This is a genomic window from Arthrobacter sp. NQ7, assembly GCF_029581595.2.
In the GTDB taxonomy this organism is placed as follows: Bacteria; Actinomycetota; Actinomycetes; order Actinomycetales; family Micrococcaceae; genus Arthrobacter; species Arthrobacter phenanthrenivorans_B.
The window spans coordinates 472,591-494,838 of the sequence record NZ_JARFXU020000001.1 but is presented as its reverse complement, the minus strand read 5'-3'; the positions used below and the strand labels follow the sequence as shown (position 1 = coordinate 494,838).

24 protein-coding genes are annotated in these 22,248 nt (G+C 66.6%); 16 read left to right on the top strand and 8 right to left on the bottom strand.

All coding sequences use genetic code 11. The features are described 5' to 3' along the window. Window positions 1-45 precede the first annotated feature (45 nt). Entirely contained in the window at window positions 46-735 is a 690-nt protein-coding gene (locus tag PUN71_RS02360; protein WP_052260409.1) for a LuxR C-terminal-related transcriptional regulator, read from the bottom strand. Then, window positions 732-2,099 carry an ATP-binding protein gene (locus tag PUN71_RS02355; RefSeq protein ID WP_277797228.1) on the bottom strand — a complete coding sequence of 456 codons (1,368 nt, stop codon included), beginning with the start codon at window positions 2,097-2,099 and terminating at the stop codon, window positions 732-734. The genes PUN71_RS02360 and PUN71_RS02355 overlap by 4 nt, the downstream gene beginning before the upstream one ends. A 125-nt stretch (window positions 2,100-2,224) precedes the next feature. Between PUN71_RS02355 and PUN71_RS02350 the strand changes: the two genes are divergently transcribed. The 5 genes from PUN71_RS02350 to PUN71_RS02330 all read left to right on the top strand — a co-directional run bounded on the left by PUN71_RS02350 (window position 2,225) and on the right by PUN71_RS02330 (window position 6,306). Then, window positions 2,225-3,814, top strand: coding sequence for a PspC domain-containing protein (locus PUN71_RS02350; RefSeq protein WP_277797227.1), 1,590 nt, complete (start codon window positions 2,225-2,227; stop codon window positions 3,812-3,814). A gap of 1 nt (window position 3,815) precedes the next feature. Continuing rightward, the gene (locus PUN71_RS02345) at window positions 3,816-4,073 is read left to right on the top strand and encodes a hypothetical protein (protein WP_043456057.1); all 258 of its coding nucleotides are present in this window, start codon (window positions 3,816-3,818) and stop codon (window positions 4,071-4,073) included. A gap of 3 nt (window positions 4,074-4,076) precedes the next feature. After that, window positions 4,077-4,334 (top strand): PspC domain-containing protein, encoded by a 258-nt coding sequence (locus PUN71_RS02340; RefSeq protein WP_277797226.1) that lies wholly within the window; start codon window positions 4,077-4,079, stop codon window positions 4,332-4,334. A 202-nt stretch (window positions 4,335-4,536) separates the two neighbouring features. Then, complete coding sequence (locus PUN71_RS02335) at window positions 4,537-5,562, top strand: ATP-dependent 6-phosphofructokinase (RefSeq protein WP_043456054.1); 1,026 nt, start codon at window positions 4,537-4,539, stop codon at window positions 5,560-5,562. Between the two features lie 27 nt (window positions 5,563-5,589). Further along, window positions 5,590-6,306: a GNAT family N-acetyltransferase gene (locus PUN71_RS02330; RefSeq protein WP_043456052.1), complete on the top strand. Its 717-nt coding sequence runs from the start codon at window positions 5,590-5,592 to the stop codon at window positions 6,304-6,306. Here the strand turns inward: PUN71_RS02330 and PUN71_RS02325 are convergent. The 6 genes from PUN71_RS02325 to PUN71_RS02300 form a co-directional block, all read right to left on the bottom strand. Then, window positions 6,268-7,794 carry a DHA2 family efflux MFS transporter permease subunit gene (locus PUN71_RS02325; protein WP_043456050.1) on the bottom strand — a complete coding sequence of 509 codons (1,527 nt, stop codon included), beginning with the start codon at window positions 7,792-7,794 and terminating at the stop codon, window positions 6,268-6,270. The genes PUN71_RS02330 and PUN71_RS02325 overlap by 39 nt on opposite strands. Before the next feature lie 52 nt (window positions 7,795-7,846). Further along, entirely contained in the window at window positions 7,847-8,272 is a 426-nt protein-coding gene (locus tag PUN71_RS02320; RefSeq protein WP_277797225.1) for an ankyrin repeat domain-containing protein, read from the bottom strand. Beyond that, on the bottom strand, window positions 8,272-9,354 hold the full coding sequence (ygfZ, locus tag PUN71_RS02315) for a CAF17-like 4Fe-4S cluster assembly/insertion protein YgfZ (protein ID WP_277797224.1): 1,083 nt from the start codon (window positions 9,352-9,354) through the stop codon (window positions 8,272-8,274). Before ygfZ ends, PUN71_RS02320 begins: the two co-directional genes overlap by 1 nt. Before the next feature lie 22 nt (window positions 9,355-9,376). Then, window positions 9,377-10,111 (bottom strand): flavodoxin family protein, encoded by a 735-nt coding sequence (locus PUN71_RS02310; RefSeq protein ID WP_277797223.1) that lies wholly within the window; start codon window positions 10,109-10,111, stop codon window positions 9,377-9,379. 17 nt (window positions 10,112-10,128) lie between these two features. Next, window positions 10,129-10,737 carry a nitrobindin family protein gene (locus PUN71_RS02305; protein ID WP_043456046.1) on the bottom strand — a complete coding sequence of 203 codons (609 nt, stop codon included), beginning with the start codon at window positions 10,735-10,737 and terminating at the stop codon, window positions 10,129-10,131. 173 nt (window positions 10,738-10,910) lie between these two features. Beyond that, window positions 10,911-11,678, bottom strand: coding sequence for a permease (locus PUN71_RS02300; RefSeq protein ID WP_277797222.1), 768 nt, complete (start codon window positions 11,676-11,678; stop codon window positions 10,911-10,913). Window positions 11,679-12,015: 337 nt separating this feature from the next. Between PUN71_RS02300 and PUN71_RS02295 the strand changes: the two genes are divergently transcribed. The 11 genes from PUN71_RS02295 to PUN71_RS02245 all read left to right on the top strand — a co-directional run bounded on the left by PUN71_RS02295 (window position 12,016) and on the right by PUN71_RS02245 (window position 21,932). Continuing rightward, window positions 12,016-12,714, top strand: a complete 699-nt coding sequence (locus tag PUN71_RS02295) for a winged helix-turn-helix transcriptional regulator (RefSeq protein WP_043456042.1) — start codon at window positions 12,016-12,018, stop codon at window positions 12,712-12,714. 33 nt (window positions 12,715-12,747) lie between these two features. Further along, entirely contained in the window at window positions 12,748-13,716 is a 969-nt protein-coding gene (gene mshD, locus PUN71_RS02290; RefSeq protein ID WP_277797221.1) for a mycothiol synthase, read from the top strand. 129 nt (window positions 13,717-13,845) lie between these two features. Next, entirely contained in the window at window positions 13,846-16,095 is a 2,250-nt protein-coding gene (locus tag PUN71_RS02285) for an RNA degradosome polyphosphate kinase (protein WP_043456039.1), read from the top strand. A gap of 9 nt (window positions 16,096-16,104) precedes the next feature. After that, the gene (locus tag PUN71_RS02280) at window positions 16,105-17,076 is read left to right on the top strand and encodes an NUDIX hydrolase (RefSeq protein WP_043456037.1); all 972 of its coding nucleotides are present in this window, start codon (window positions 16,105-16,107) and stop codon (window positions 17,074-17,076) included. Between the two features lie 77 nt (window positions 17,077-17,153). Continuing rightward, window positions 17,154-18,140, top strand: coding sequence for a hypothetical protein (locus PUN71_RS02275; protein WP_277797220.1), 987 nt, complete (start codon window positions 17,154-17,156; stop codon window positions 18,138-18,140). Beyond that, the gene (locus tag PUN71_RS02270; protein WP_277797219.1) at window positions 18,118-18,921 is read left to right on the top strand and encodes a thymidylate synthase; all 804 of its coding nucleotides are present in this window, start codon (window positions 18,118-18,120) and stop codon (window positions 18,919-18,921) included. The genes PUN71_RS02275 and PUN71_RS02270 overlap by 23 nt, the downstream gene beginning before the upstream one ends. Continuing rightward, window positions 18,918-19,502, top strand: coding sequence for a dihydrofolate reductase (locus tag PUN71_RS02265; RefSeq protein WP_277797218.1), 585 nt, complete (start codon window positions 18,918-18,920; stop codon window positions 19,500-19,502). The genes PUN71_RS02270 and PUN71_RS02265 overlap by 4 nt, the downstream gene beginning before the upstream one ends. Window positions 19,503-19,506: 4 nt before the next feature. Further along, on the top strand, window positions 19,507-19,725 hold the full coding sequence (locus tag PUN71_RS02260) for an NF038396 family protein (protein WP_018760496.1): 219 nt from the start codon (window positions 19,507-19,509) through the stop codon (window positions 19,723-19,725). A gap of 112 nt (window positions 19,726-19,837) precedes the next feature. Then, a complete protein-coding gene (locus PUN71_RS02255) occupies window positions 19,838-20,863 on the top strand; it encodes a hypothetical protein (protein WP_277797217.1) in 1,026 nt (341 codons plus the stop codon). A 20-nt stretch (window positions 20,864-20,883) separates the two neighbouring features. After that, window positions 20,884-21,525, top strand: coding sequence for a hypothetical protein (locus PUN71_RS02250; protein ID WP_277797216.1), 642 nt, complete (start codon window positions 20,884-20,886; stop codon window positions 21,523-21,525). Then, a complete protein-coding gene (locus PUN71_RS02245) occupies window positions 21,522-21,932 on the top strand; it encodes a hypothetical protein (protein ID WP_277797215.1) in 411 nt (136 codons plus the stop codon). Before PUN71_RS02250 ends, PUN71_RS02245 begins: the two co-directional genes overlap by 4 nt. The last annotated feature ends 316 nt before the right edge of the window (window positions 21,933-22,248 follow it).

Sequence of the window (22,248 nt, the reverse complement as noted above, 5' to 3'; positions counted from 1 at the left end):
GGTGATGGGGCGTTCTAGATTTCAGGTCAGGATCTGATGGGGCGTCTAGAGGAGGCGGCGTTCTGCGGCCCACTTGGTGAGTTCGTGCCGGCTGGATAGCTGGAGCTTCCGCAGCACGGCGGAGACGTGGGTTTCCACCGTCTTGATGCTGATGAAAAGCTCCCTGGCCACCTCCTTGTAGCTGTAGCCGCGGGCGATAAGCCGCATGACCTCCAGTTCGCGGGCGGAGAGCTTGTCCAGTTCGTCGTCGGCGATGTCCGCCGGAGCGGTTCCAAAGGCGTCCAGTACGAACCCGGCCAGGCGCGGAGAGAAGACAGCGTCCCCGCCTGCCACCCTGTGCACGGCATCGGTGATTTCGGCCCCGGAGATGGTCTTGGTGACGTAGCCCCGGGCGCCGGCGCGGATCACTGCCACCACGTCCTCCGCTGCGTCCGACACGCTGAGGGCCAGGAAGCGGGTGGTGGGCAGGAGCGCAGCGGAGCCGGCGATGACTTCCCGTCCGCCGCCGCCCAGGCCGCCGGGCAGGTGTACATCGAGGAGCACCACATCGGGCCGCTGTTGGGCGATGGCCGCGATGGCCTGTTCCACGGTGGCCGCCTCCCCCACCACCTGGATACTGGCGTCCAGGTCGGCTTTCAGCCCGGACCGGAAAATGGCGTGGTCATCCACAATGACCACGCGCACTGTTCCGGGCCGGCCCGCGTTTCCCACACCTGTCCCCTGGGTCGTGTTCATGATTTCCCTTCCGCATGTTCTGCTGCCGCCGGCAGCCTGAGCCGCACCTCGGTACCATTGCCGGTGCTGAGGATGGCGGCCGATCCGCCGTGCCGTTTCATCCTGCCGATAATCGACTCCCGGACGCCCAGCCGGTCTGCGGGCACGTCGCCCAGGTCGAACCCGGGTCCCCTGTCCTTGATGAAGATTTCGGCCTGCCCGTCCGAGGCCTCGAGGTACACCGAAACCGTTCCGCCGCCATGCCGGGAGGCGTTGAGCATGGCCTCGCGGCTGGCCTGGACCAGGGCCTCGTGCGCCTCGGTCATGGTGGCGTCACCAACGGTAACCACTTCCACGGCATTGCCCAGCAGGTCTTCCACCTCGGCCGCGACGGCCTTGATCCGGTCCGACAGCTGTCCGCTTTCCCGGCCGGGGTCCTGGAACAGCCAGCCGCGCAGCTCGCGTTCCTGGGCACGGGCCAGCCGGACAACGTCGTGCTCGTTGCCGGCACGCCGCTGGATCAGCGCCAGGGTCTGCAGCACGGAGTCATGGAGGTGCGCGGCAATCTCTGCCCGCTCCGTTTCCCGGATCCTGCCGGCGCGCTCGGCTTCCAGGTCGCGCCAGAACTTCAGGGCCCACGGCAGCAGGACCAGGACCACTCCACCCAGGACGGCGACGGACGCCAGCAGCGCCAGCCAGGTCTGTTCCCACGAGCCGGAGCCTGACACCATCACCAGGACGCCCGCGACCACCAACGCCAGCCCGGCAGCGAGCCGGCCCCATCCGCCGGCCTGGTCCGCTTTGGTCTTGTCGACCAGCCCTGCCCGCCGGGTTTCGTCCAGCTGCATCCACGCGATGGAGGCGCCGCCAAGGACCGCTGCGGCGGGGATCAGCGTCCCCAGGGACACGTCCACACCCAGCATCTGGGCGATCATGATGCCGGCCACCAGCAGGAGCCCGGCGCCGAGCAGGATTTCCTTGCCGTACCGCATGCCGCGCACCTTGAACCAGGGCGCACCGGCCGGACTTCCCATACCGTCCGTGCTGTCCGTGCCGCCCGGAACGGAACCGGCGGCACCCGCGGACGTCCCGCCGTCGGACGCTATTGCCTGCGCCGGCACCTGCCCGGGCTGGCTTACGGCAGGGGCAATGGGCGACGCCGGGCGGCGGGCAATGCGGCGTGCGGCCTCGTCAGCGGTGGGCACCATGATCCAAAGCCAGGCGTAGAACACCAGCCCTGCCCCGCCGGCGAATGAGGCCAGGACCATGGCCAGGCGGACGTTCTTCACCGGCCAGCCAAGGTGCACCGCCAGGCCAGAGCAGACACCGGCGATGACGCGGTCGCTGCTGCGCGCCAGTGGCGGCCGCGCCGGGAGGGTTGTCATGAACCAATCCAAACACGGATCAGGGTTGCCCGGACCGCTTCCCGGCCGTTCCCGGGGACAGCTCAGGGACCGTTCAGGGTTTCCCCCAGTAGAGCCCCGGCGGGCGCGAACGGCAGGATCGAGATATGAACTCGCAGAACCCCTCCCCCGACGACGAACACCCTGCAGGGCCCGTACCGGGCCCGGACAGCGGACAGCCCACCGAACCGCTGCCGTCCGCCGGTTCAACCTCCAGTGGTTCAAACCCCAGTGGTTCAACCTCCACTGGTTCAACCAGCGCTGGTGCACCGCCCGCTGATTCGGCGTTCGGTCCCGGCGCGGAAACGGGCGGCCAGCCTGGTGGCACCGCCGGCAGTCATGCCTTCCAGGGCCGCCAGGCACCGTCACCTTCCACGGACTTCTTCGGCTGGATCCGCAGCCACGGCATCTTCCGGGGGAACGACCGGTGGATCGGCGGCGTCTGCAGCGGAATCGCCCACCGCCTCAATGTTGACCCCATTATCATCCGCGGCGCCGCGGTGGTCCTGACCCTCCTGGCCGGCATCGGAGTGCTGCTGTACGGCCTGGCCTGGGCCTTCCTTCCGGAGCCCGACGGCAGGATCCACGTCCAGGAAGCCGGTGCGGGCCGCTGGTCCAGCGGCATGACCGGTTCCCTGATTGCCACGGTCCTTGGACTCACCGGCCTGGGTGGAGGCTACTGGGGCTGGAGCCATAACGGCCTCAGCGGCCTGCTCTGGACCCTCTTCTGGGTGGGCGGCGCCATCTTCCTGGTCTACTACCTTTCCCAGCGCAACAAGCCCCACCCCACGGCCGCCGGCCATGCATCCGCGTCCGGCACTGCCTACCCGGCCGCCCGGTCCGGCGTTCCCACGCCGTCCTTCTCCACGGGCACCACGTCCGGGCGCACGGCGGAGTTCCCGCCGGCACCCCCATACGGCAGCGCACCCGTAGTTCCCGGAGCCGGGACCTACGGCCAACCCGGCTACCCGGCCGGTGGCGCGGGGTCAGGCGGAACAGGTACAGGTGGCGGGGTCCCCGGTACCGGCGGCTACCCGGCACCCTGGGTCCCGCCGAAGCCGCCAAAACCCCATCCGGCCGGCCCCGGCGCGCCTGCCGTTGCCATCGCCACCGGCTCTGCCCTGCTGGTGGGCGGCGGACTCAAGGCCCTCGACGCCGCGAACATCATCGACCTGGGCGGCTCCGGCAATGCCATTGTGTGGGCCAGCGCGGCAGCGGTCCTCGGCCTGGGCATCCTGGCAGCCGGGCTCCGCGGCCGGACCTCGGGCATCCTGAGCCTGTTCGCGGTCATCGCCCTGGTCACCGGCGGCATCTACAACACCCTGGATGACGGCCGGATGCGTTTCCAGCAGGTGGATTGGAACCCGGCCAGCATCGAGGAAGCCCGTGGCGGCATCGACATCACCGCGGGCCGGGGAACCGTGGACCTCACGGACCTTTCCCCCGGCGCCCCCCTGACCTCCGACGTCGTGGTGCCCCTGGACATCACCGCCAGCAACGTGACGGTGGTGATCCCGCAGAACGTGCCCGTGGACATCAAGGCGGACATGACCATGGGGAACCTGAACGAGGCCAGCGGCCAGCGTGGCGGCACCACCACGCGTGAAAGCACCTACAACACGGACAAGCCAGGCAACCATCTGGTGGTCCAAATCGACGGCACCTTCAGCAACGTCACCATCCAGGAAGGCAACTGACATGGACAGCAGCAACATCCCGACGACGGCGGGCCAGGACAGCCTGGGCCCGGCACCTGCCAGGGTGGGAACGGTGGTCTGGGGACTGATCGTGCTGGCGCTGTCGGCCCTGATCATCGTGGCGCAGCTGGGCATCGTCACCCTCAACGGCACCTACGTGCTGATCGGGCTCATGATCGGCGCGGGCGTCGCCCTGGTGGTGGGCGGCCTGCTCTCGGCCCGGAAACGTGACAACGAACCAACTACAGGGAAGTCTTGAACCATGGATAAGTTCTTCAGCATCGTCAGGGGCCTCGGCCTGAAGCGCGGCCCGGAGCGGTGGCTTGGCGGAGTCTGCGGCGGCATTGCCGCCAAGCTCAATGTGGACGTTGCCTTTGTCCGTATCGCCTTCCTGCTCTTCGCCCTGCTGCCGGGCCCGGCTTTCGTCTTCTACCTCCTGGCCTGGGTGATCCTTCCGGACCAGCGCAACGACATCGTGCTCCAGACCTTCCTGGACCGGCGCTCCATCAACCGGCCCTGACCGGCCTTCATCCCCGTACCGGCCACAGCCCCCGCCAGTGAATCCGTTCACCGGACGGGGGCTTTTGCCTGCCTATGCTCCCACTGGTTCCGGCACATGCATGTAACCGGTTTGTGTCGTACCCCACACACCCCACTACACTTCTAGGTGAGCTCAGCGTGGCGCTCTGCCTGTAAACCTTCTTCTAGGATTTGAGCCGAACATGAAAATTGGAATCCTCACCAGCGGTGGCGACTGCCCCGGATTGAACGCCGTGATCCGCGGCGCCGTGTTGAAGGGCATCGCCATCCACGGCCAGGAATTCGTCGGTTTCCGCGACGGCTGGCGCGGCGTGGTGGAGGGCGACATCATCGACATCCCCCGCACCATGGTCCGCGGCATCGCCAAGCAGGGTGGCACCATCCTGGGCACGTCCCGCACCAACCCGTTCGAAAACGGCGGCGGCCCCGAAACCATCAAAGCCCATATGGACCGCCTGGGCATCGACGCGATCATCGCCATCGGCGGTGAGGGAACCCTGGCCGCGGCCAAGCGGCTCACGGATGCGGGCCTGAAGATCGTGGGCGTCCCGAAGACCGTGGACAACGACCTCGACGCCACCGACTACACCTTTGGTTTCGACACCGCCGTGCAGATTGCCACCGAGGCCATCGACCGGCTCCGCACCACGGGTGAGTCCCACCACCGCTGCATGATCGCCGAAGTGATGGGCCGGCACGTGGGCTGGATTGCCCTGCACGCAGGGATGGCCGCCGGCGCGCACGCCATCCTGATCCCGGAGCAGAAGGTCAGCATCGAGCAGATCACCGAGTGGGTGAAGGAAGCCCATGCCCGCGGCCGCGCGCCCCTGGTGGTAGTGGCCGAAGGCTTCGTCCCGGAGCACATGGAGACCCCGCACTCCGAGCGCGGCCTGGACACGTTCGGGCGTCCCCGCCTGGGCGGCATCGCCGACCAGCTGGCCCCCGAGCTCGAGGCACGGACCGGCATCGAAACCCGGGCGACGATCCTGGGCCACATCCAGCGCGGCGGCGTCCCGTCCGCCTTCGACCGGGTCCTGGCGACCAGGCTCGGCATGGCCGCCATCGACTCGGTGGTGGAAGGCTACTGGGGCACCATGGTGGCACTGAAGGGCACCGACATCCGCCACGTGGCGTTCGAGGAAGCGCTGGGCCAGCTGAAGACCGTTCCGCAAAACCGGTACGACGAAGCAGCGGTCCTGTTCGGCTAAGCCAGCGGGCCGCCCTAGGCTGGGACCATGACACTGGATCCCGGCTCCGCGGCCATCATCCAGCTGGCGTGGGCGCGCCGGCTGGGCCTTGACGACGACGCCTTCGGAGACGCACTGGCCTCCGGCGAACGGATAGTCCGCGCTGATGAATCAGCCAGGACCGTGGAGTTCGTGCGGTTGTTCGGAAGTTCCGCGCTGGTAGGCCCCCAGTCCGTCATCGACGCCGCCGCGGACATCCCCGACGAGGAGATGGCCCAGCATGTGACCCTCCTGAAGCTGACCCGGGAGCGGGGCGGCCACGGACTGGGGGCGGCAGCCCTGTTCTTCGCGGACGACCTGCCGCTGCAGCAGCCGTCCAAGGAACTGACGGTCTCGCACGGAAACCCCGAGGCGATTGAACTGGAGGGCCGCTGCCCGCCGGACGACGTCAACGAAGTGGGGCTTTCCGACCTCGAAAACCGGTTCACCATCGTCCATGAAATCGCTGGCAGGCGCGTCCCCCTCGCCTGCGGCGCTTATGGCGAGTGGGAAGGCCTGCTCGGCAACATGGGGGTCCTGGTGGATCCTGAATGGCGCCGGCAAGGCCTTGGGGCCCTTGCCGGCTCCATCGCCGCCCACGAGGCATTGGCGGCCGGCCTGACGCTGCAATGGCGTGCAGACGTCAGCAACACCGGCTGCCTTGCCCTCGCCCGGAAACTGGGGCTTTCAGCCGGCGGAATCCAGACCAGCGTCCACCTTCGCTGACGCCTGGCCCTGCCCCGGAGCTCCCCAGTTCTGGACCGGCTTCGGCTTGGCAAAGAACAGCGCAACGGCTGCCGCAACCAGCACCACCGCGGCGGGCAGGAGGATCGACTGCGCCATCGCCGTCGAAAACCCTGCGTGCAGGAACTCCGGCAGCGTACCGCCGCCCATGCCCATGCCCTCACCGGATGGGCCGCCCGGGCCGCCGGACGGGAGCTCGGCGGCCAGCCGCGACTGGATGAGGACGGCGATCGCCGCACTGCCCAGCACGGCGCCGAACTGGCGGGTGGTGTTGTAGACGCCGGAGCCCGCACCGGCCTGGCGCGGCGGAAGGTTCCGGGTGGCGGTTGTGCTCAGCGGAGCCCAGATGCCGGCATTGGCGAAGCCCAGCACGGCGCTGGGAAGCAAGAACAGCAGGATGGGCGTGTCCGGCTGCATCAGCAGGCCGTTCCACACCAGGGCGACCGCCATCAGCGTCAAGCCGGCGGCGGCCAGGTACTTGGGGTTGACCCGGTCCACGACCTTCCCCACCACGGGTGCCATGCCGCCCGAGATCAACGCCATGGGCACCATCAGCAGTGCCGACTGGGTGGGCGTCAGTCCACGGACCAGCTGGTAGTAGAAGATCAGGGGCAGGCTGAAGGAGGTCACGGTGAAGCCCACCATGGTGATGCCCAGATTGGCGAGGGAGAAGTTCCGGTCGCGGAACAGTCCAAGGGGAAGCAGCGGTTCGCCCTTGTTGAACCGCTGCCACGCCACGAATCCTGCGAGGACAACGAGACCGGCGATGATGAGGCCCCACACGCTGATGGGCCCCGTGATGGTGCCCCAGTTGTAGGTCTCGCCTTCCTGGATGCCGAAGACCAGCAGGAAGAGCCCGACGGCGCTCAGCAGCACGCCGGGGATGTCGAACCGGTGGGGGTGGGTGCTCAGGGCCGGGACGTTCCGCGTAGCCAGGATGAAGCCGACGACGCCGATGGGCACGTTGATGAAGAAGATCCACTCCCAGCCCAGGCCGTCCACCAGGACGCCGCCCAGGATGGGGCCCACCAGGGTTGCCATGCCGGCGGTGGCACCCCAGATCGCCATGGCCGCACCGCGGCGGTCGGGCGGGAAGATGCGGGTGATGACCGCCATGGTCTGGGGCGTCATGACCGCCGCGCCAAGGCCCTGCAGCACGCGGGCCGCGATGAGGGTTTCCACGTTCTGGGCCAGGCCGCACCACAGGGAGGCGAGCGTGAACACCACCAGTCCCAGCAGGTAGAGCCGCTTCGGCCCGAACCGGTCTCCCAGCCGGCCGGTGATGAGCAGGGGCACGGCGTAGGCCAGCAGGTAGGCGCTGGTCACCCAGATCACCGAGTTGATGTCGGCGTTCAGGCCCTCCATGATCCGGGGATTCGCGACGGACACAATGGTGCTGTCGATCAGGATCATGAAGAACCCGATCACCAGCGACCACAGCGCCGGCCAGGGCTTTTCTACGTTTTCCATCCGCTCATCCTTCTGAAGTTTTGTTGAAGAGCCGGGCAACGCCCGGGTGGCACTAGCCCAGCAGGTCCAAGATTTCCGTGCGGGCGAACATTTGTGCGGCGGCCCGCGCCGATGGCGCGCCGGCGTCCGGATCCGCGCCGGCAGCCAGGAGGACCTGGGCCACGTCCGTGTAGCCCTTGAATGCCGCCCCGGCCAGCGGGGTCTGGCCGCGGTCGTTGGCGGAGTCGGCGTCGGCTCCGTGCTGCAGGAGCAGCTGCACCGTGCTGGCATGTCCGTGGTACGCAGCCAGCATGAGCAGGGTGTCGCCCGCGGAGTTTGTCATGGTGGCGGGAACCCCTGCGTCCAGGTAGGCACCCAGCATCGCATCGTTTCCCTCGCGGGCAGCCTGGAAAAGCGTGTGGGCCAGGGCCAGCGCGTCGTCGTCGTGCCCTTCCGCCGCACCCGCCTGCCCGTCCGTGGTTCCGGCGTTCTCAATCATCAGCGTGGCCCCCTCAGGAATCCGGTTTGGCGCCCCACAACCTGGCCGGCATCGGGGGCGACGATGAGCTCCTGGGCGGCGGGATACGGTTCATCGCCGTCCAGGACCGTCAGTATCTCATCCGGGGCAACGGAACGCTTTATAACTGCCAGGGCCACGGGGCCCATCTCGTAGTGCTGCGCCACCGAGGTCACCGTTCCCACCTTGCGCTCCCCCGCCATGACCGGGCTTCCGGCCGCGGGAAGGGTGTGCTGCGAGCCGTCGAGCTGCAGGAACACCAGCCGGCGCGGCGGGTGGCCCAGGTTGTGGACGCGGGCGATGGTTTCCTGGCCCTTGTAGCAGCCCTTGGCCAGGTGCACGGCGGTGCGCAGCAGGTCCAGTTCGTGCGGGATGGTCTTGTCGTCCGTTTCGGCGCCGATGCGGGGGCGCCAGGCGGCGATACGGAGGGCTTCGGCGGCGAGGACGCCGGCCAGGGCACGTCCGGCGACGGCGTCCTCGAGCCCGGCTGCGGGGACGAGGTACTCAAACCAGGGCCGCTCACGCCCGGGATGGTTTTCCTCCGTGACGGTGGCGTAGGAGTACCCGCCCGGGGACACATGCGGCCACGGATCCTGCCAGGCAAGGTGCGAGGACCATTCGGGCAGGGCCCGGGTGCTGCCGAGCACGGCCCAGTCGGCGGACACGTCCGCAATTTCCACGCGGAGCATGAACTTCATCCGGTTGAGGTACTCAGCCAGCGGTGCAGCTTCGGCGGCCTCCACGATCAGCCAGGTGGTCCCGCCGTCGTCCACCACCCGCGCGTCAAAGTCGATGCGGCCCTGGACGCTGAGGAGCAGAAGTTCGCTGGACTCGCCGGGCTGCAGGCCTGCCACCTGCTGGGAGGACAGGGTGTTCAGCCAGCTCAGCCGGTCAGGTCCGGTGACTGTCACCACGCCGCGGTGGGAAAGGTCGACGACGGCTGTTCCGGCGGCGAGGGCACGCTGCTCGCGCAGGGGCTCGCCGTAGTGGGCGGCGACACCGGCGTCCGGGCCGGTGGCCTCGACGGCGCCGGGGCGCGACAACAAAGGGCTGGGCGTAGTCATATGTAGTAGAAGTCCTTGGAAGCTAGCGGTATTCCGGGTTTTCGAAACCGAAGTGCGTGCCGGCCTTCCACTCGTTCGGCAGGTTGCCGTAAGCGGGGTAGCCGCCCGCGTCCTTCAGTGTCTTGGCCAGGTGCAGGAGGTTCCAGGTCATGAAGGTGGTGTTGCGGTTGGTGAAGTCGGACTCCGGGCCGCCGGACCCTTCGTCCAGGTAGCTCGGGCCGGGCCCCACGGGACCGATCCAGCCGGCGTCCGCCTGCGGCGGGATGCTGAAGCCGATGTGCTGCAGGCTGTAGAGGATGTTCATCGAGCAGTGCTTGATGCCGTCCTCATTCCCCGTGATCAGGCAGCCGCCCACCTTCGGATAGAACGCCCACTGCCCCTTGCCGTTCAGCTCACCCGAGTGCGCGTAGAGCCGCTCGATCAGTTTCTTGGTCTGGGACGAGTTGTCACCGAGCCAGATGGGGCCGGCCACCACCACGATGTCGGCGTCCTTGACGGCGGGATAGAGTTCCGGCCACTCGTCTGCGGCCCAGCCGTACTGGCGCATGTCCGGGTAGACACCGCTGGCGATGTCGTGGTCCACGGTACGGATCACCCTGGTGCTGACACCCTGTTTTTCCATGATGCGGCGGCTGATGGCGATCAGGCCGTCCGTGTTGGATGTCTGCGGGGATTTCTTGAGGGTGCCGTTGAAGAAGACGGCCTTCAGTCCGCTGTAGCCGCTTGGCGTTCCTGCTGGTTCCGTGCCGTCTTCCATCGTGGACCCTTTCCTGATCAGGAGACTCTGTGCAGGAAAGCGGAGGCGTGTGCCTCCAGCCCCTTTCCGCCTTCTCCCCCAGTAGCAACGTCCCACCGCCACAAAAGGTTGCCGTCCACCAAGCCGAAGATCCGGGTGGCGGCGCTGTATTCCTTGGAGTGGCTGCCGCGCATCACCATGTCGGTGGTCAGCTGGATCTGCGGGCCCTTGATCTGGCCGTAGTACAGCTCCGTGATCCCGCCGGGATGCGCGATGGAGACGGAGATATCGAAACCGCCGTCCTTGTTCCGCAGCGCTTCCACCTCGTCTGCACTCTTCAGCACCGGCACGATGTCCGCAGGAACCAGCCCGGGGCCGCCGTCGGCATCGAGCTGCTTGCGCTCGAGCGCCCAGAAACCCGTCTCGACGGTGAGCGGCCGCAGGCGGGTTCCTTCGTCGTCGGTCAGCCAGCTTTCGGCGCGGTACTGCAGGTACGGCAGGCCGTTGTGTGTGAAGGAGACGTGCTGCAGGAAGTGTTCCGAGTCCTCGTCGCCGCTGCCCAGCCGGCCGCGGCCCTCCCACTCACCGATGAGCCACGAGAGGGGAACGAGTTCGGGAGTCAGATCTGTTGGAATCTCAATGGGCATTGGCATTACCTCGAGAAACGGGCGGCCCGGTGAAAGGGGTGGCTACTTCTGGCCCTTGAAGAGGCGGTAAACCACAAAACCGGCGAACCAGGCCATGGACAGGCTCGCGATGCCGAGCAGGACAAGGAAGAAAATTTCAAAAGCAAGTACGGACATGGTGCCATCCTAACCCGTTAGTAGATGAGTAGTTTGTCTATGAAGTACGCGAGGGATCCCACAGCCGAAACCGGCGCGAGGCCCATGCCGAGGGCGGCCAGGATGTCCAGCGGTGCGCCGCGGAGCGTGGCAAGCCTGCGGAAGCTGGCCAGGACGGCTCCAACGATCACCCCGAAGACTGCAGCAGGCAGGACGGCGATGTCCGACAGGACCAGTCCCGCAAGGGGGCCGGCCAGGCCGGCAAGGACAATTCCCAGCGGCGCGATGATGTTGTCAGGCCACCGGATGAGCCCCGCCAGCAGGGCCACGGCCGCACTGACCGCCGCGACCAGCAGCATTTCGCGGACGCCATTGAAGCGGGCGCCGGCAATCCAGCCTGCACCCAGGCAGGACAGCAGTACCCCTGCGCAGCATCCGAGGGTGGACTCAAGCCGTTGCGCCTGGCCGGTCCCGCGGATCAACTGCACCACGAAGACGGCCATCATGCCCAGTGCCACGAAGGCCGGCGTCCAGTCCAGGTAACCGGGGGCGGGCGTCAGCGCGGCAGCCACCGCGGCCGCGGCGCCGGGCAGGGCAATGACGGCGGCGAGGGTCTTCCTGGCGGGGATGCGAAGGAAATGGGGCCATCCGATGCCCACGGCCGCGGCGATCAGGATGCCGACCACCATAAGAGCCTCCGGCGAGGCATAGACCCCGGCAACGATGGCAACGAGTCCGGCGATTCCGACGGCACCCACAGTCCAGGAGCCGAGCGAGCGCGCAGGTGCCTGCAATTCCGCGGTCATGCGGGGCCCACCCTGTGCTTCGTCGGTGCACTCACTGCGCTTTTCCCATCCTGGCATCGGCCGGAAGGCTGGTCCGCCCCCTCGTGGCAGGGCTGGTGGCCCTGGTTCAATCCTGCCTTATGTGAACCGCATATGTCGCAAAACGGACCCGTCCAGAGCGCGAATCTGTGGTCCGGAAGACGCCGCCGGGTATACTCAAAGTTCAGCTACGCTCCCTGCCGGGGCGGCTGTCCGGCGGCCTGCTGACGGATCTGGAAACCCTGGCAGGAAGCCAGTACCGGCCGGTGAGAATCCGGTTCAGTCGCCCAATGATGCGCGGACGGCCCTTGGAGGAACAATGTCGCACATCCTGTTACTGACCAACAGCACCGGTTCTTCGGTGGACATCCTGCCTGCCCTCGAATTGCTGAACCACCGGGTCCATATCCTCCCGGCCGAACCCACCGCCCTCCTTGAGACTGACCCCTGCGACATCGTCCTGCTGGACGCCCGCAAGGACCTGGTGGGCGCCCGCTCCCTCACACAGCTCCTGAAGGCCACCGGCCTCAGCGCCCCGCTGGTCCTGATCCTGACCGAAGGCGGCATGGCTGCCGTTTCCTCTGCGTGGGCTGTTGATGACATCGTCCTCGATTCCGCCGGACCTGCGGAGGTGGAAGCCCGCATCCGGCTGTCCGTTGCCCGCGCGGTGCCCGAGCAGGAAGACACCCCCAGCGAGATCCGTGCCGCCGGCGTCATCATCGACGAGGCAAGCTACACGGCCAGGGTCAACGGGGCGCCGCTGAACCTGACGTTCAAGGAGTTCGAGCTCCTGAAGTACCTGGCGCAGCATCCGGGCAGGGTGTTTACCCGCCAGCAGCTGCTCACGGAAGTATGGGGCTACGACTACTACGGCGGCACCCGTACCGTGGACGTTCACGTGCGGCGACTGCGGGCCAAACTCGGCGCAGACCATGAGAACCTGATCAGCACCGTCAGGAACGTCGGTTACCGCCTGACTCTGGTGCGCCAGCAGGAAGACGAGCTCACCGAGGCCTGAGCCTGGACCGCCGGCGGCGTATAGCCTTGGCTCATGACTCCAGCGCATCCGCAGAAGTGGCCCGTCCAGGTTGTCCGGGGCGGGGTTGACCAGCAGCTCCTGAAGGACTGCCGCGGCGTGCTCGCCGCGGCAGAGGAATCGGACGGCAACCCGTCCATCTCCGAACAGACCCTGGTGACCATGCGGGCAGGCGATTCCGGCGCGCACACGCTCCTGACGCTGGCCCTGTATGCCCCTGACGAGGACTCCGACCCGGCGACCGGCCAGGACCTGGCGGGCTTCGCCGTCGTGGTTGACGAGCCGGATGGCAGCGGGGTCCTGGAAATCGCGGTGCATCCTTCGTACCGTAACCAGGGCGTGGCCGACCGGCTGGTGGGTGCCCTCAAGGAGGTCCGCGGCTTTGACGGCCTCAAAGCCTGGTCCCACGGCAACCACGAGGCCGCGGCCGACCTCGCCGCCCGTTACGGCTATGCGCCGGTGCGTGAGCTGTGGAAGATGCGCATGACGACGGCGGGCGCGGACCTTCCCGACGCCGTTCTTCCGGCCGGGGTGGCAATCCGCACCTTTGTGCCGGGCCGGGATGAGGACGCCTGGCTGGCGGCCAACCGCGCCGCGTTCGCCCACCACCCGGAACAGGGGAACCTGACACGGGCCGACCTTGAGGCGCGCATGGCGGAGGACTGGTTCGATCCTGCGGGGTTCTTCCTGGCCGAAGACCGGGACGGCCGCCTGCTGGGCTACCACTGGACCAAGGTCCACCCGCGGCACGGCGATCACCCGGCGATCGGCGAAGTGTACGTTGTGGGCGTGGCCCCGGAGGCCCAGGGCATGGGCCTGGGCAAAGCGCTGACCATTGCCGGCATCCGGCACCTGCGCGACTCCGGGCTGAAGGCGGTCATGCTCTACGTGGACGCCGACAATGCCGCGGCGGTGGCACTCTACCGGCGGCTGGGGTTCACCCGGTGGGATATGGACGTCATGTACGGCCCGGCCGGCGCGTAGGCAGGGCGGACGGAACATTCCCGCCCTGGTGTAAAACAAGGGCCGGGGGCCGGTGAATGCTTGTAAGGTTGAAACCGGACCATGCGGGGCGGAAACGCCGGCGCAGAGCGCCAGTTATAAGGAGAAGCCATGAACCCGGAAGCCACCGGAACAGCCACGTCCAAGGATGTTGCGGTGCCAGTGCGGGCCCGCTTCGGCTCATCCGAGGTCCCTGCGTCCAGGGCCACCCAGGACCGCATCGACATCCCGGAGTTCGCCCCGAACCTGCAGCCCGAGGGCGATATCCGGCCCGACCGCTTCCTGGACCGTGAACTGAGCTGGCTCGCCTTCAACTCCCGCGTTCTGGAACTGGCGGAGGACCCCACCCTGCACCTGCTGGAGCGGGTCAGCTTCCTGTCCATCTTCGCGTCCAACCTGGACGAGTTCTTCATGGTCCGCGTGGCAGGCCTCAAACGACGTATCGCCACGGGCCTCGCCGTCCCCTCCCCCGCAGGCCTGAGCCCGGTTGAGGTGCTCGAAAGGATCAGCGAGGAAGCCCACCGGCTGCAGGCACGGCACGCGCAGGTCTACGCCGACCAGATCCGGCCTGCCCTTGCCTACGAGCACATCCACCTCATGCACTGGGAAGAACTGGACGAGACCGCCCGGCAGCAACTGAGTGTGATGTTCGCGGAAAAGGTCTTCCCCATCCTCACACCGCTGGCGGTTGACCCGGCCCACCCCTTCCCCTACATCTCCGGCCTGTCGCTGAACCTTGCCGTGGTGGTCAGGAACCCGGTCAGTGACAAGGAACTGTTCGCCCGCGTCAAGGTCCCGGACCAACTCCCGCGCCTGATTTCCATCGACGGACCGCGCGCCGGCGCAGTCCCCGGCCGGGTGGCCCGCTTCATTGCGCTTGAGGAAGTCATCGCCGTCCACCTGGACAAGCTGTTCCCGGGCATGGAGGTCCTGGAGCACCACACCTTCCGCGTTACCCGCAACGAGGACGTGGAAGTGGAAGAGGACGACGCCGAGAACCTCCTGCAGGCGTTGGAGAAGGAGCTCCTCCGGCGCCGCTTCGGCCCTCCGGTCCGGTTGGAAGTCACCAACGACATCAACCCCAATATCCGGGCGCTGCTGATCCGCGAACTGGGCGTGGAGGAGTCCGAGGTGTATTCGGTGCCGGCTCCGCTGGATCTTCGGGGCCTGTCCGTGATCGCTGCGATCGACCGCGCGGACCTGCACTACCCCAAGCACGTCCCGCACACCTCCCGGTACCTGAACGAATCAGAGACGTCCAAGGCCGCCAACGTTTTCGCCGCCATGCGCCGCCGGGACATCCTGCTGCACCACCCGTACGACTCGTTCTCCACCTCGGTGCAGGCGTTCCTGGAACAGGCAGCATCGGACCCCAAGGTCCAGGCCATCAAGCAGACCCTCTACCGCACCTCCGGCGACTCCCCCATCGTGGACGCCCTGATCGACGCCGCCGAGGCCGGCAAGCAGGTCCTGGCTTTGGTGGAAATCAAGGCCCGCTTCGATGAGCAGGCCAACATCTCCTGGGCCCGCAAGCTGGAGCAGGCGGGCGTGCACGTGGTGTACGGCATCGTGGGCCTGAAGACGCACTGCAAGCTTTCACTGGTGGTCCGCCAGGAAGTGGACGGGCTCCGCCGCTACTGCCACATCGGCACCGGCAACTACCACCCCCGCACGGCCCGCTACTACGAGGACCTCGGCCTGCTGACAGCCAACGACCAGGTGGGCGAAGACCTCTCCAAGCTCTTCAACCAGCTCTCCGGCTACGCACCGAAGTCGACCTTCAAGCGCCTCCTGGTGGCGCCCCGGTCGGTCAGGTCCGGGCTGATCGACAGGATCGAGACCGAGATCCGCAATGCCCGGGCCGGCGTGCCGGGGCTGGTGCAGATCAAGGTGAACTCCATGGTGGACGAAGCCATCATTGATTCCCTGTACCGCGCTTCCCAGGCCGGGGTGAAGGTGGACGTGGTGGTCCGTGGCATCTGTTCCCTGCGCCCCGGCGTGCCGGGCCTCAGCGAGAACATCACCGTCCGCTCCATCCTGGGCCGCTTCCTGGAGCACTCGCGCGTGTTCGCCTTCGCCAACGGCGGCGATCCCGTGGTGTACATCGGCTCGGCCGACATGATGCACCGCAACCTGGACCGCAGGGTGGAGGCCCTGGTGCAGCTGGCCAGCCCTGACGACATCACCTACGTCCTGGACCTCCTGAAGCGGTACATGGACCCGGATACCTCCAGCTGGCACCTCGACAACGAGGGCCGCTGGACCCGGCACCACCTCTCCGAGGACGGGAAACCGCTTGAAGATGTCCAGTCCTGGCTGCTGGCGTCCCGGCCGCGGCAACGCAGCCTGAGCCGGCGATAGGCAGCCGCTTTGTCGAGTGATGCACTTGTAGCCGACCAGACCGACCACCCGGGGGAACCTGTAGCCGTAACCGCTGCGGGCGCCATCCCGTGGCGGGTCAACAAGGACCGGCTCGAAGTCCTGCTGATCCACCGGCCCCGCTATGACGATTGGTCCTGGCCCAAGGGCAAGATCGACGCCGGCGAGACCGTTCCCGAATGCGCCGTCCGTGAGGTGTGGGAGGAGATTGGCCTCCAGGCACCGCTGGGGATCCCGCTGCCGCCCATCCACTACCACGTGGCCTCGGGCCTGAAGGTGGTGTACTACTGGGCCGTCAAGGTCACCAACGGCACCACGCTGGTACCGGACGGCAAGGAAGTGGACAGCGTCATGTGGTGCGCCCCCGAAAAGGCGGCCCGCCTGCTGTCCAACCCGTCCGACGTCGTACCTCTTGACTACCTGCGGGACGCGCACGAACAAGGCACGCTGGATACATGGCCCCTGCTGGTGCTCCGGCACGCCAAGGCCAAGCCGCGCTCGTCCTGGAGCAAGGCGGAGGGCGAACGCCCGCTGGCGGCCACCGGAACGAGGCAGGCACAGGCCGTCGGGCGGCTCCTGCAGGCCTGGAAGCCGATGCGGGTGGTCACCAGCCCGTGGCTGCGCTGCGTTGCCACCGTGGCACCCTATGCCAAGGCCAATGGCGCGAAGGTAAAACTGGCGGAGGGGCTGACCGAACACAAACACCAGCGCAGTCCCAAGAAGACTGCATCCGTGATCGAATCACTGTTCGACAAGCAGCGGGCCGTGGTCGCCTGTACACACCGGCCCGCCCTGCCGACCGTCCTCAAGCAGCTGGCCACGCACATGCCGGCACACCTGGCCAAGCTCCTGCCCGCCCGCGAGCCGTACCTGTCCCCGGGCGAGGTGGTGGTGTGCCATGTGGCCTGCGGCGGGAAGAAGCAGGTTGTGGCAGTGGAGCAGTTCAAGCCGTTTGACGACTAGAACTGCACCGACGCCTTGACCCCGGGGTGTTAACCGCCTTGACTTAGTGCACCAACGCACAGTTCTGGGGGGATTACGTGCCGGCTGCCATAATCGCTGTTGCCAACGAGGTTCCACCCATCGCTGTCGTGTGGCCGGTCCTGTTTGCCGGCGGGGTTTTCTTCCTCCTTCGCTCAATGATCCGATGGGCAGGGAGCCGGGATGTGATCGCCTCGGCCTCCCGGCACGCGTTGTGCACCGGAGTCATCGGCTGGCTGGCGAGTTCACTGCTGCCGGCCGCCAACGCGGGCATCCTTCCCGTACCAGGAACCCGCAACGGAACTGTTGAGATCCTGCCGGCCCTCGCGTGGCCGGTACTCGGCTGCCTGGCCGTGCACATCCTCGGCCAACTGAGCTATCTTCGGGCCCGGTTCCTGACCGGGCAGCCGCTGGAGGAAAGCCCGCGGCGCATCTTGAATGTCCTCCCCCGGCGCCTAGCCTGGACTACAGCGGCCATCTTCGCCGTAGCCGCAGCACAGATCGGATGGCTGTCCGTGCTTCCGGGTTTCGCTGCGCTGCCCTACACGTCACGCCCGGACGGGGCCGGTGGTTACGTCACCTTTGGCGGGGAGGGACGGATTCCCGGGGTTGAACTGGCTGTCTACCTTGCCGCTGCGCTGCTGGGCCTGGCCGCCGGCACCTTCGTTGTCCTGGCGCTGATCGCGCGCCGCAGGCCGTTACCCGGGCTCGCGCCCGGGCTTGACGGCGTCCTGCGGACGATCGCCGCGAATCGCCTCCTCTGCACGGCCGCCACGATTGCCGCCGGCCTGGCGGCCATAGCGGGGAACCACGCAGCCCGCCCCGACCCGGCTGCCGGCACAGCAAGCTGGTTCAACCCTGCCGGCGCCCTGAACCTGGCCGTCCTGCTGGTGATGCTGCTCTGGCCGCCGCCCAAACTGACGGCCCCGCAGCCACACCCCGGGGCCCGCGCCAAGGGCAATGGCTCCCGCCGCGTGCCCGAATCGCCGCGGGCCGCAGAGCCCCACCCAGTAGACTTGAGGCGTGAGCATCCCAACGCCCTATGAAGACCTCCTGCGCGATGTCCTGGCCACCGGCACCCATAAGTCGGACCGAACAGGCACCGGAACCACCAGTGTTTTCGGCCGCCAGATGCGCTTCGACCTTTCCCAAAGCTTCCCGCTGATCACCACCAAGCGGGTCCACTTCAAGTCCGTCGCAGTCGAGCTCCTGTGGTTCCTGCGCGGTGAGACCAACATCAAGTGGATGACGGACCAGGGCGTCACCATCTGGAATGAATGGGCGGACGAGGACGGGGACCTGGGCCCGGTCTACGGCGTGCAGTGGCGCAGCTGGCCCACACCGGACGGCGGACACATCGACCAGATCGCCGAGCTCATCGACAACCTGAAGTCGAATCCCGACTCCCGCAGGCACATCGTCTCGGCCTGGAACGTCTCGGAACTCAACGATATGGCGCTGCCGCCCTGCCACGCCTTCTTCCAGTTCTACGTGGCGGACGGCAAGCTCTCCTGCCAGCTCTACCAGCGCTCTGCGGACATGTTCCTGGGTGTGCCGTTCAACATCGCCTCATACGCCCTGCTGACCTGCATGGTCGCCCAGCAGGTGGGACTCGAGCCCGGCGAATTCGTCTGGACCGGCGGCGACGTGCACATCTACGAGAACCACATGGACCAGGTCCTCAAGCAGCTGGACCGTGAGCCCTACGAATACCCGCAGCTGAAGATCACGCGCAAGCCGGCGTCGATCTTCGACTACACGCTGGAGGACTTCGACGTGGTGGGCTACAAGCACCACCCCACGATTAAGGCACCGATCGCCGTATGAGCACCGAGAATTTCACCGATCCCCAATCCTTCACTGAGGAACTGGCCGCATCGATCACCGGCGTCGGGCTGGTGTGGGCGCAGACGTCCGACGGTGTCATTGGCAAGGACGGTGACATGCCATGGCACCTGCCCGAGGACCTGAAGCATTTCACCCGGCTCACCACCGGACACCCCGTCATCATGGGCCGCAAGACCTGGCTGTCGTTCCCGGACAAGTACCGTCCCCTGCCCGGCCGCACCAACATCGTCATCACCCGGCAGAAAAGCTGGGCCGGCACGCCCGAGGCGGAGGGCGCCGTCGTGGTCCCCTCCCTGGATGACGCGCTCCTGGAGTCGCAGTTTGTCGACGGCGGCGAGACGGTCTGGATCCTGGGCGGCGGCGACGTCTTCCGCCAGTCCACCGATCTCGCCAACGTCGCAGTGGTCACCACCATCGACGTAAAGGCCGACGGCGATACCTTCGCCCCGGAGCTCGGCCCCACCTGGGAGGCGTCCGCTTCCGTCCCGCCGGACGGCTGGCTGACTGCCGCGAACGGCACACGCTACCGCTTCACCAAATGGACCCGGACCGAGGGCTAGGAACATGCTGAAGAAACCCGAAACCCTGTTCGTCCTGGGCTACATGCTGCTGCCCCTGCTGGCTCTGCTGTCCGCGATCGTGGGGCTGACCATGATCCTGGGCGGTAACAAAATCGCCGGGGCCATCGTGCTCGTGGTGGTCACGCAGGTCTTCACCTTCGGCGCGTTCTTCGCGCTGCGCGCGCGGAAGGCAGCGGTGCTGGAGCAGTCGGACCAGAGCTAGCGCTTTTGGCAGCGGCATGGGGAGGCCGCCCCATCGCGGGTGGCTCGGTCCTGGCCTAGGCTGGGGCACGCAGCACTCTGGGGCTGTTGAATGAATATTGGGGGGAATCCTGGTGGCAGGAACTTTGTGGGGCGCCGACGTCGAGCAACTGCGGGCCCTCGCGCAGCAGTTCAACAAGACGGCCGACCTGCTGCAGCAGCAGTCGACGCAGCTAAGCAGCCAAATAAACAACAACCCGGCCTGGAAAGGCGCAGACGCCCAGCGGTTCCGGTCTGACTGGAACAGCAGCCACCGCACACTCCTTCAGCAAACCGCATCCCGGCTGCAGCAGGAATCCAAGCTGCTGCTGAAGAACGCTGACGAGCAGGAGCAGGCCAGCGGCGGGGCACCCGGCTCCGCGGGCGGCCCGGGCTTCGGCGGATCTGGCGGGCCAGGTTCCGGATCTCCCGCGGATCCTTGGGGGCCCGATTGGCTGGCCAAGGGTTCGCCGTTCCGGGACGGGTGGGGTTTTCGCGGCCAGATCAAGGCGGGCTTGGATCTGCCGAAAAACGTTTTTGGTTTGGGCACGATGGCCGCCAAAGGCCTGGACAGCTTTACTGATGTTGAACTCTGGGCCAAGCTTCCGGGCAAGAGCATCACTTACAATTTGCTGGATTCCGGGACAGATATCCTCGGACTCAAGAATCTTCAGAAATATATCCCGGCGCTCAACCAGTTCGGCGGAGTATTCAAAGAAAGCCCCTGGCTGTTCAAAGGCCAGGGCGCAATCCTGGAAGGCCTTGGAAAGGGCGGACTCGGCCGGGGCCTGGGCTGGGCAGGCGTGGGCCTGAACGCCTTCGACGCCGCCGGGTATGTCGCAGAAGGAAAATACGAAGAGGCCGGCTGGTCGGTCGCCAAGACGGCACTTGGCGTGGCCTGCTTCCTGCCGCCTCCCGCCGGAACCATCTGCACCGTAGTCAGTGCCGGAATTGCCATTTACGAGATCCCTGCGGTCAAGGAATTCGTCAACAGTGCGGCCAGCAACGTGGTGGACACAGTGGCCAGCGCCGTTAAGGATCCCGGCAAGTTCGTCGAAGACACCGGCAAGAACCTGGCAGACCTCGGCAAGAGTACGGCCAGCTTCCTCGGCTTCGGATAATTCAACTAAAGGACAAACTCGTGACAACCAGCACTGAACTCATCGAATCGCCGGACACGGCAGTCGGCTTCGGCTTTGCCGAAATCGCATACCTGATCAGAAGGTTCGATACCGAAGCCGCCAGGAAGTCCAGCCAGGTACTCCGTCTGGAAGAGGAAGTCAGGTCGGATCCGATCTGCATCGCCGGAAGTTCTTCCCTTCTGGGCCGAGGCTTTGCCGGCGTCGACGACGAACTTGAACTGGAAGGGCCGGCGGTGCCCGTCGCATACGCCCTGTCCAAGGCCGTCCGGTGGTCCGAAATCAGCCTGGTTGACGGGGAGAAAACCGATACCGTGGTGCACGTGGAGTCGGACAAGGTATCTCTGCTGATGCAGCCCAGAACGCTGGGAACTTGGTTCGTCTTCGCCCAGGACCCCGATGTCGACGGCGCAGATGCCGAACTGTTCCTCATCGAGGAACACAGGCAAACCCATCCCGAGGGGACCGCGTTCATCCGCGTTAAGTCGATCTCCGGTGAAGACCACCTGCTCATCCGACCAGATGGCCTCGGCTGGGCGGTGGGCAAAGTCATTGATCCCACAAAGGATGTCGAGGAAATCACCGGCCTGGACACAGCCGGCCTGCTCACCCGGATTCGGGCAACCCGGGGAGAAACCAAATGAGCAGCGAGGCGCCCCAACCCGAGCCTCGGGCACGGCGCAAAGGCTACTACAAACGCCAGATCGAATTGGAAGCCGGGAAGCAGGGACTGACGCCCGAGGAATTCGGGGTCTACAAGGGCTCAACCGGCAGCGCCATCAAGCCCATCAATTCGGCTGGCGGCCTGCTGTTCCTTGCTATCTTGATCTCAGTGTTTTCGGCTGTTTTCTGTGGAACGGCCATCATTCTGCTCACTGGCGAAGGGGTCACCAACTGGGTGCAATTCGTCATCGGCTGCGCCATTGTCATTGTCCTGGTGCCCACCTCATGGGCTTACTACTTCAAGGAGCGCAAGGCCGCACGCCTCCGGAAGGCGGCCGGGAAAACCCTTGAACCTCCTACCCGCCGCTCAAGCAGGCCGGACTGGTAGCAAGCTTGGGCGCACTAGGAGAAACGATGACCCACCTCCTCCGAAGCGCTGCCAGTGGCGACACCGTCCTGCACATGGAATCAGACCGGACAGAACTGCTGTTCCAGCCGCGCACCGTGCAGGCGTGGTTCATCATGCCGCTGGATCCAATGCTTTCGGCTGACGCCGCCAAGTCCTATGTGGTTCGAGACCATCTTAGGAATCATCCAGAGGGTGGTGCGCGCCGGAGGACCAGCGGCCCGCAAGGGCAGTGTGAACTTTTGGTGCGCAAGGAGGCAAAGGGTTGGGTTTGCGCAACGGTCGCCGGTGACGACGT

Coding starts and splice junctions, on each gene's coding strand:
- PUN71_RS02345 (WP_043456057.1), top strand. CDS start 3,816: ATGGACAGCAGCAACATCCCGACGACGGCGGGCCAGGACAGCCTGGGC.
- PUN71_RS02245 (WP_277797215.1), top strand. CDS start 21,522: ATGAGCAGCGAGGCGCCCCAACCCGAGCCTCGGGCACGGCGCAAAGGC.
- PUN71_RS02340 (WP_277797226.1), top strand. CDS start 4,077: ATGGATAAGTTCTTCAGCATCGTCAGGGGCCTCGGCCTGAAGCGCGGC.
- PUN71_RS02335 (WP_043456054.1), top strand. CDS start 4,537: ATGAAAATTGGAATCCTCACCAGCGGTGGCGACTGCCCCGGATTGAAC.
- PUN71_RS02300 (WP_277797222.1), bottom strand. CDS start 11,678: ATGACCGCGGAATTGCAGGCACCTGCGCGCTCGCTCGGCTCCTGGACT.
- PUN71_RS02285 (WP_043456039.1), top strand. CDS start 13,846: ATGAACCCGGAAGCCACCGGAACAGCCACGTCCAAGGATGTTGCGGTG.
- PUN71_RS02350 (WP_277797227.1), top strand. CDS start 2,225: ATGAACTCGCAGAACCCCTCCCCCGACGACGAACACCCTGCAGGGCCC.
- PUN71_RS02310 (WP_277797223.1), bottom strand. CDS start 10,111: ATGGAAGACGGCACGGAACCAGCAGGAACGCCAAGCGGCTACAGCGGA.
- mshD (WP_277797221.1), top strand. CDS start 12,748: ATGACTCCAGCGCATCCGCAGAAGTGGCCCGTCCAGGTTGTCCGGGGC.
- PUN71_RS02295 (WP_043456042.1), top strand. CDS start 12,016: ATGTCGCACATCCTGTTACTGACCAACAGCACCGGTTCTTCGGTGGAC.
- ygfZ (WP_277797224.1), bottom strand. CDS start 9,354: ATGACTACGCCCAGCCCTTTGTTGTCGCGCCCCGGCGCCGTCGAGGCC.
- PUN71_RS02330 (WP_043456052.1), top strand. CDS start 5,590: ATGACACTGGATCCCGGCTCCGCGGCCATCATCCAGCTGGCGTGGGCG.
- PUN71_RS02260 (WP_018760496.1), top strand. CDS start 19,507: ATGCTGAAGAAACCCGAAACCCTGTTCGTCCTGGGCTACATGCTGCTG.
- PUN71_RS02305 (WP_043456046.1), bottom strand. CDS start 10,737: ATGCCCATTGAGATTCCAACAGATCTGACTCCCGAACTCGTTCCCCTC.
- PUN71_RS02265 (WP_277797218.1), top strand. CDS start 18,918: ATGAGCACCGAGAATTTCACCGATCCCCAATCCTTCACTGAGGAACTG.
- PUN71_RS02320 (WP_277797225.1), bottom strand. CDS start 8,272: ATGATTGAGAACGCCGGAACCACGGACGGGCAGGCGGGTGCGGCGGAA.
- PUN71_RS02355 (WP_277797228.1), bottom strand. CDS start 2,099: ATGACAACCCTCCCGGCGCGGCCGCCACTGGCGCGCAGCAGCGACCGC.
- PUN71_RS02360 (WP_052260409.1), bottom strand. CDS start 735: ATGAACACGACCCAGGGGACAGGTGTGGGAAACGCGGGCCGGCCCGGA.
- PUN71_RS02325 (WP_043456050.1), bottom strand. CDS start 7,794: ATGGAAAACGTAGAAAAGCCCTGGCCGGCGCTGTGGTCGCTGGTGATC.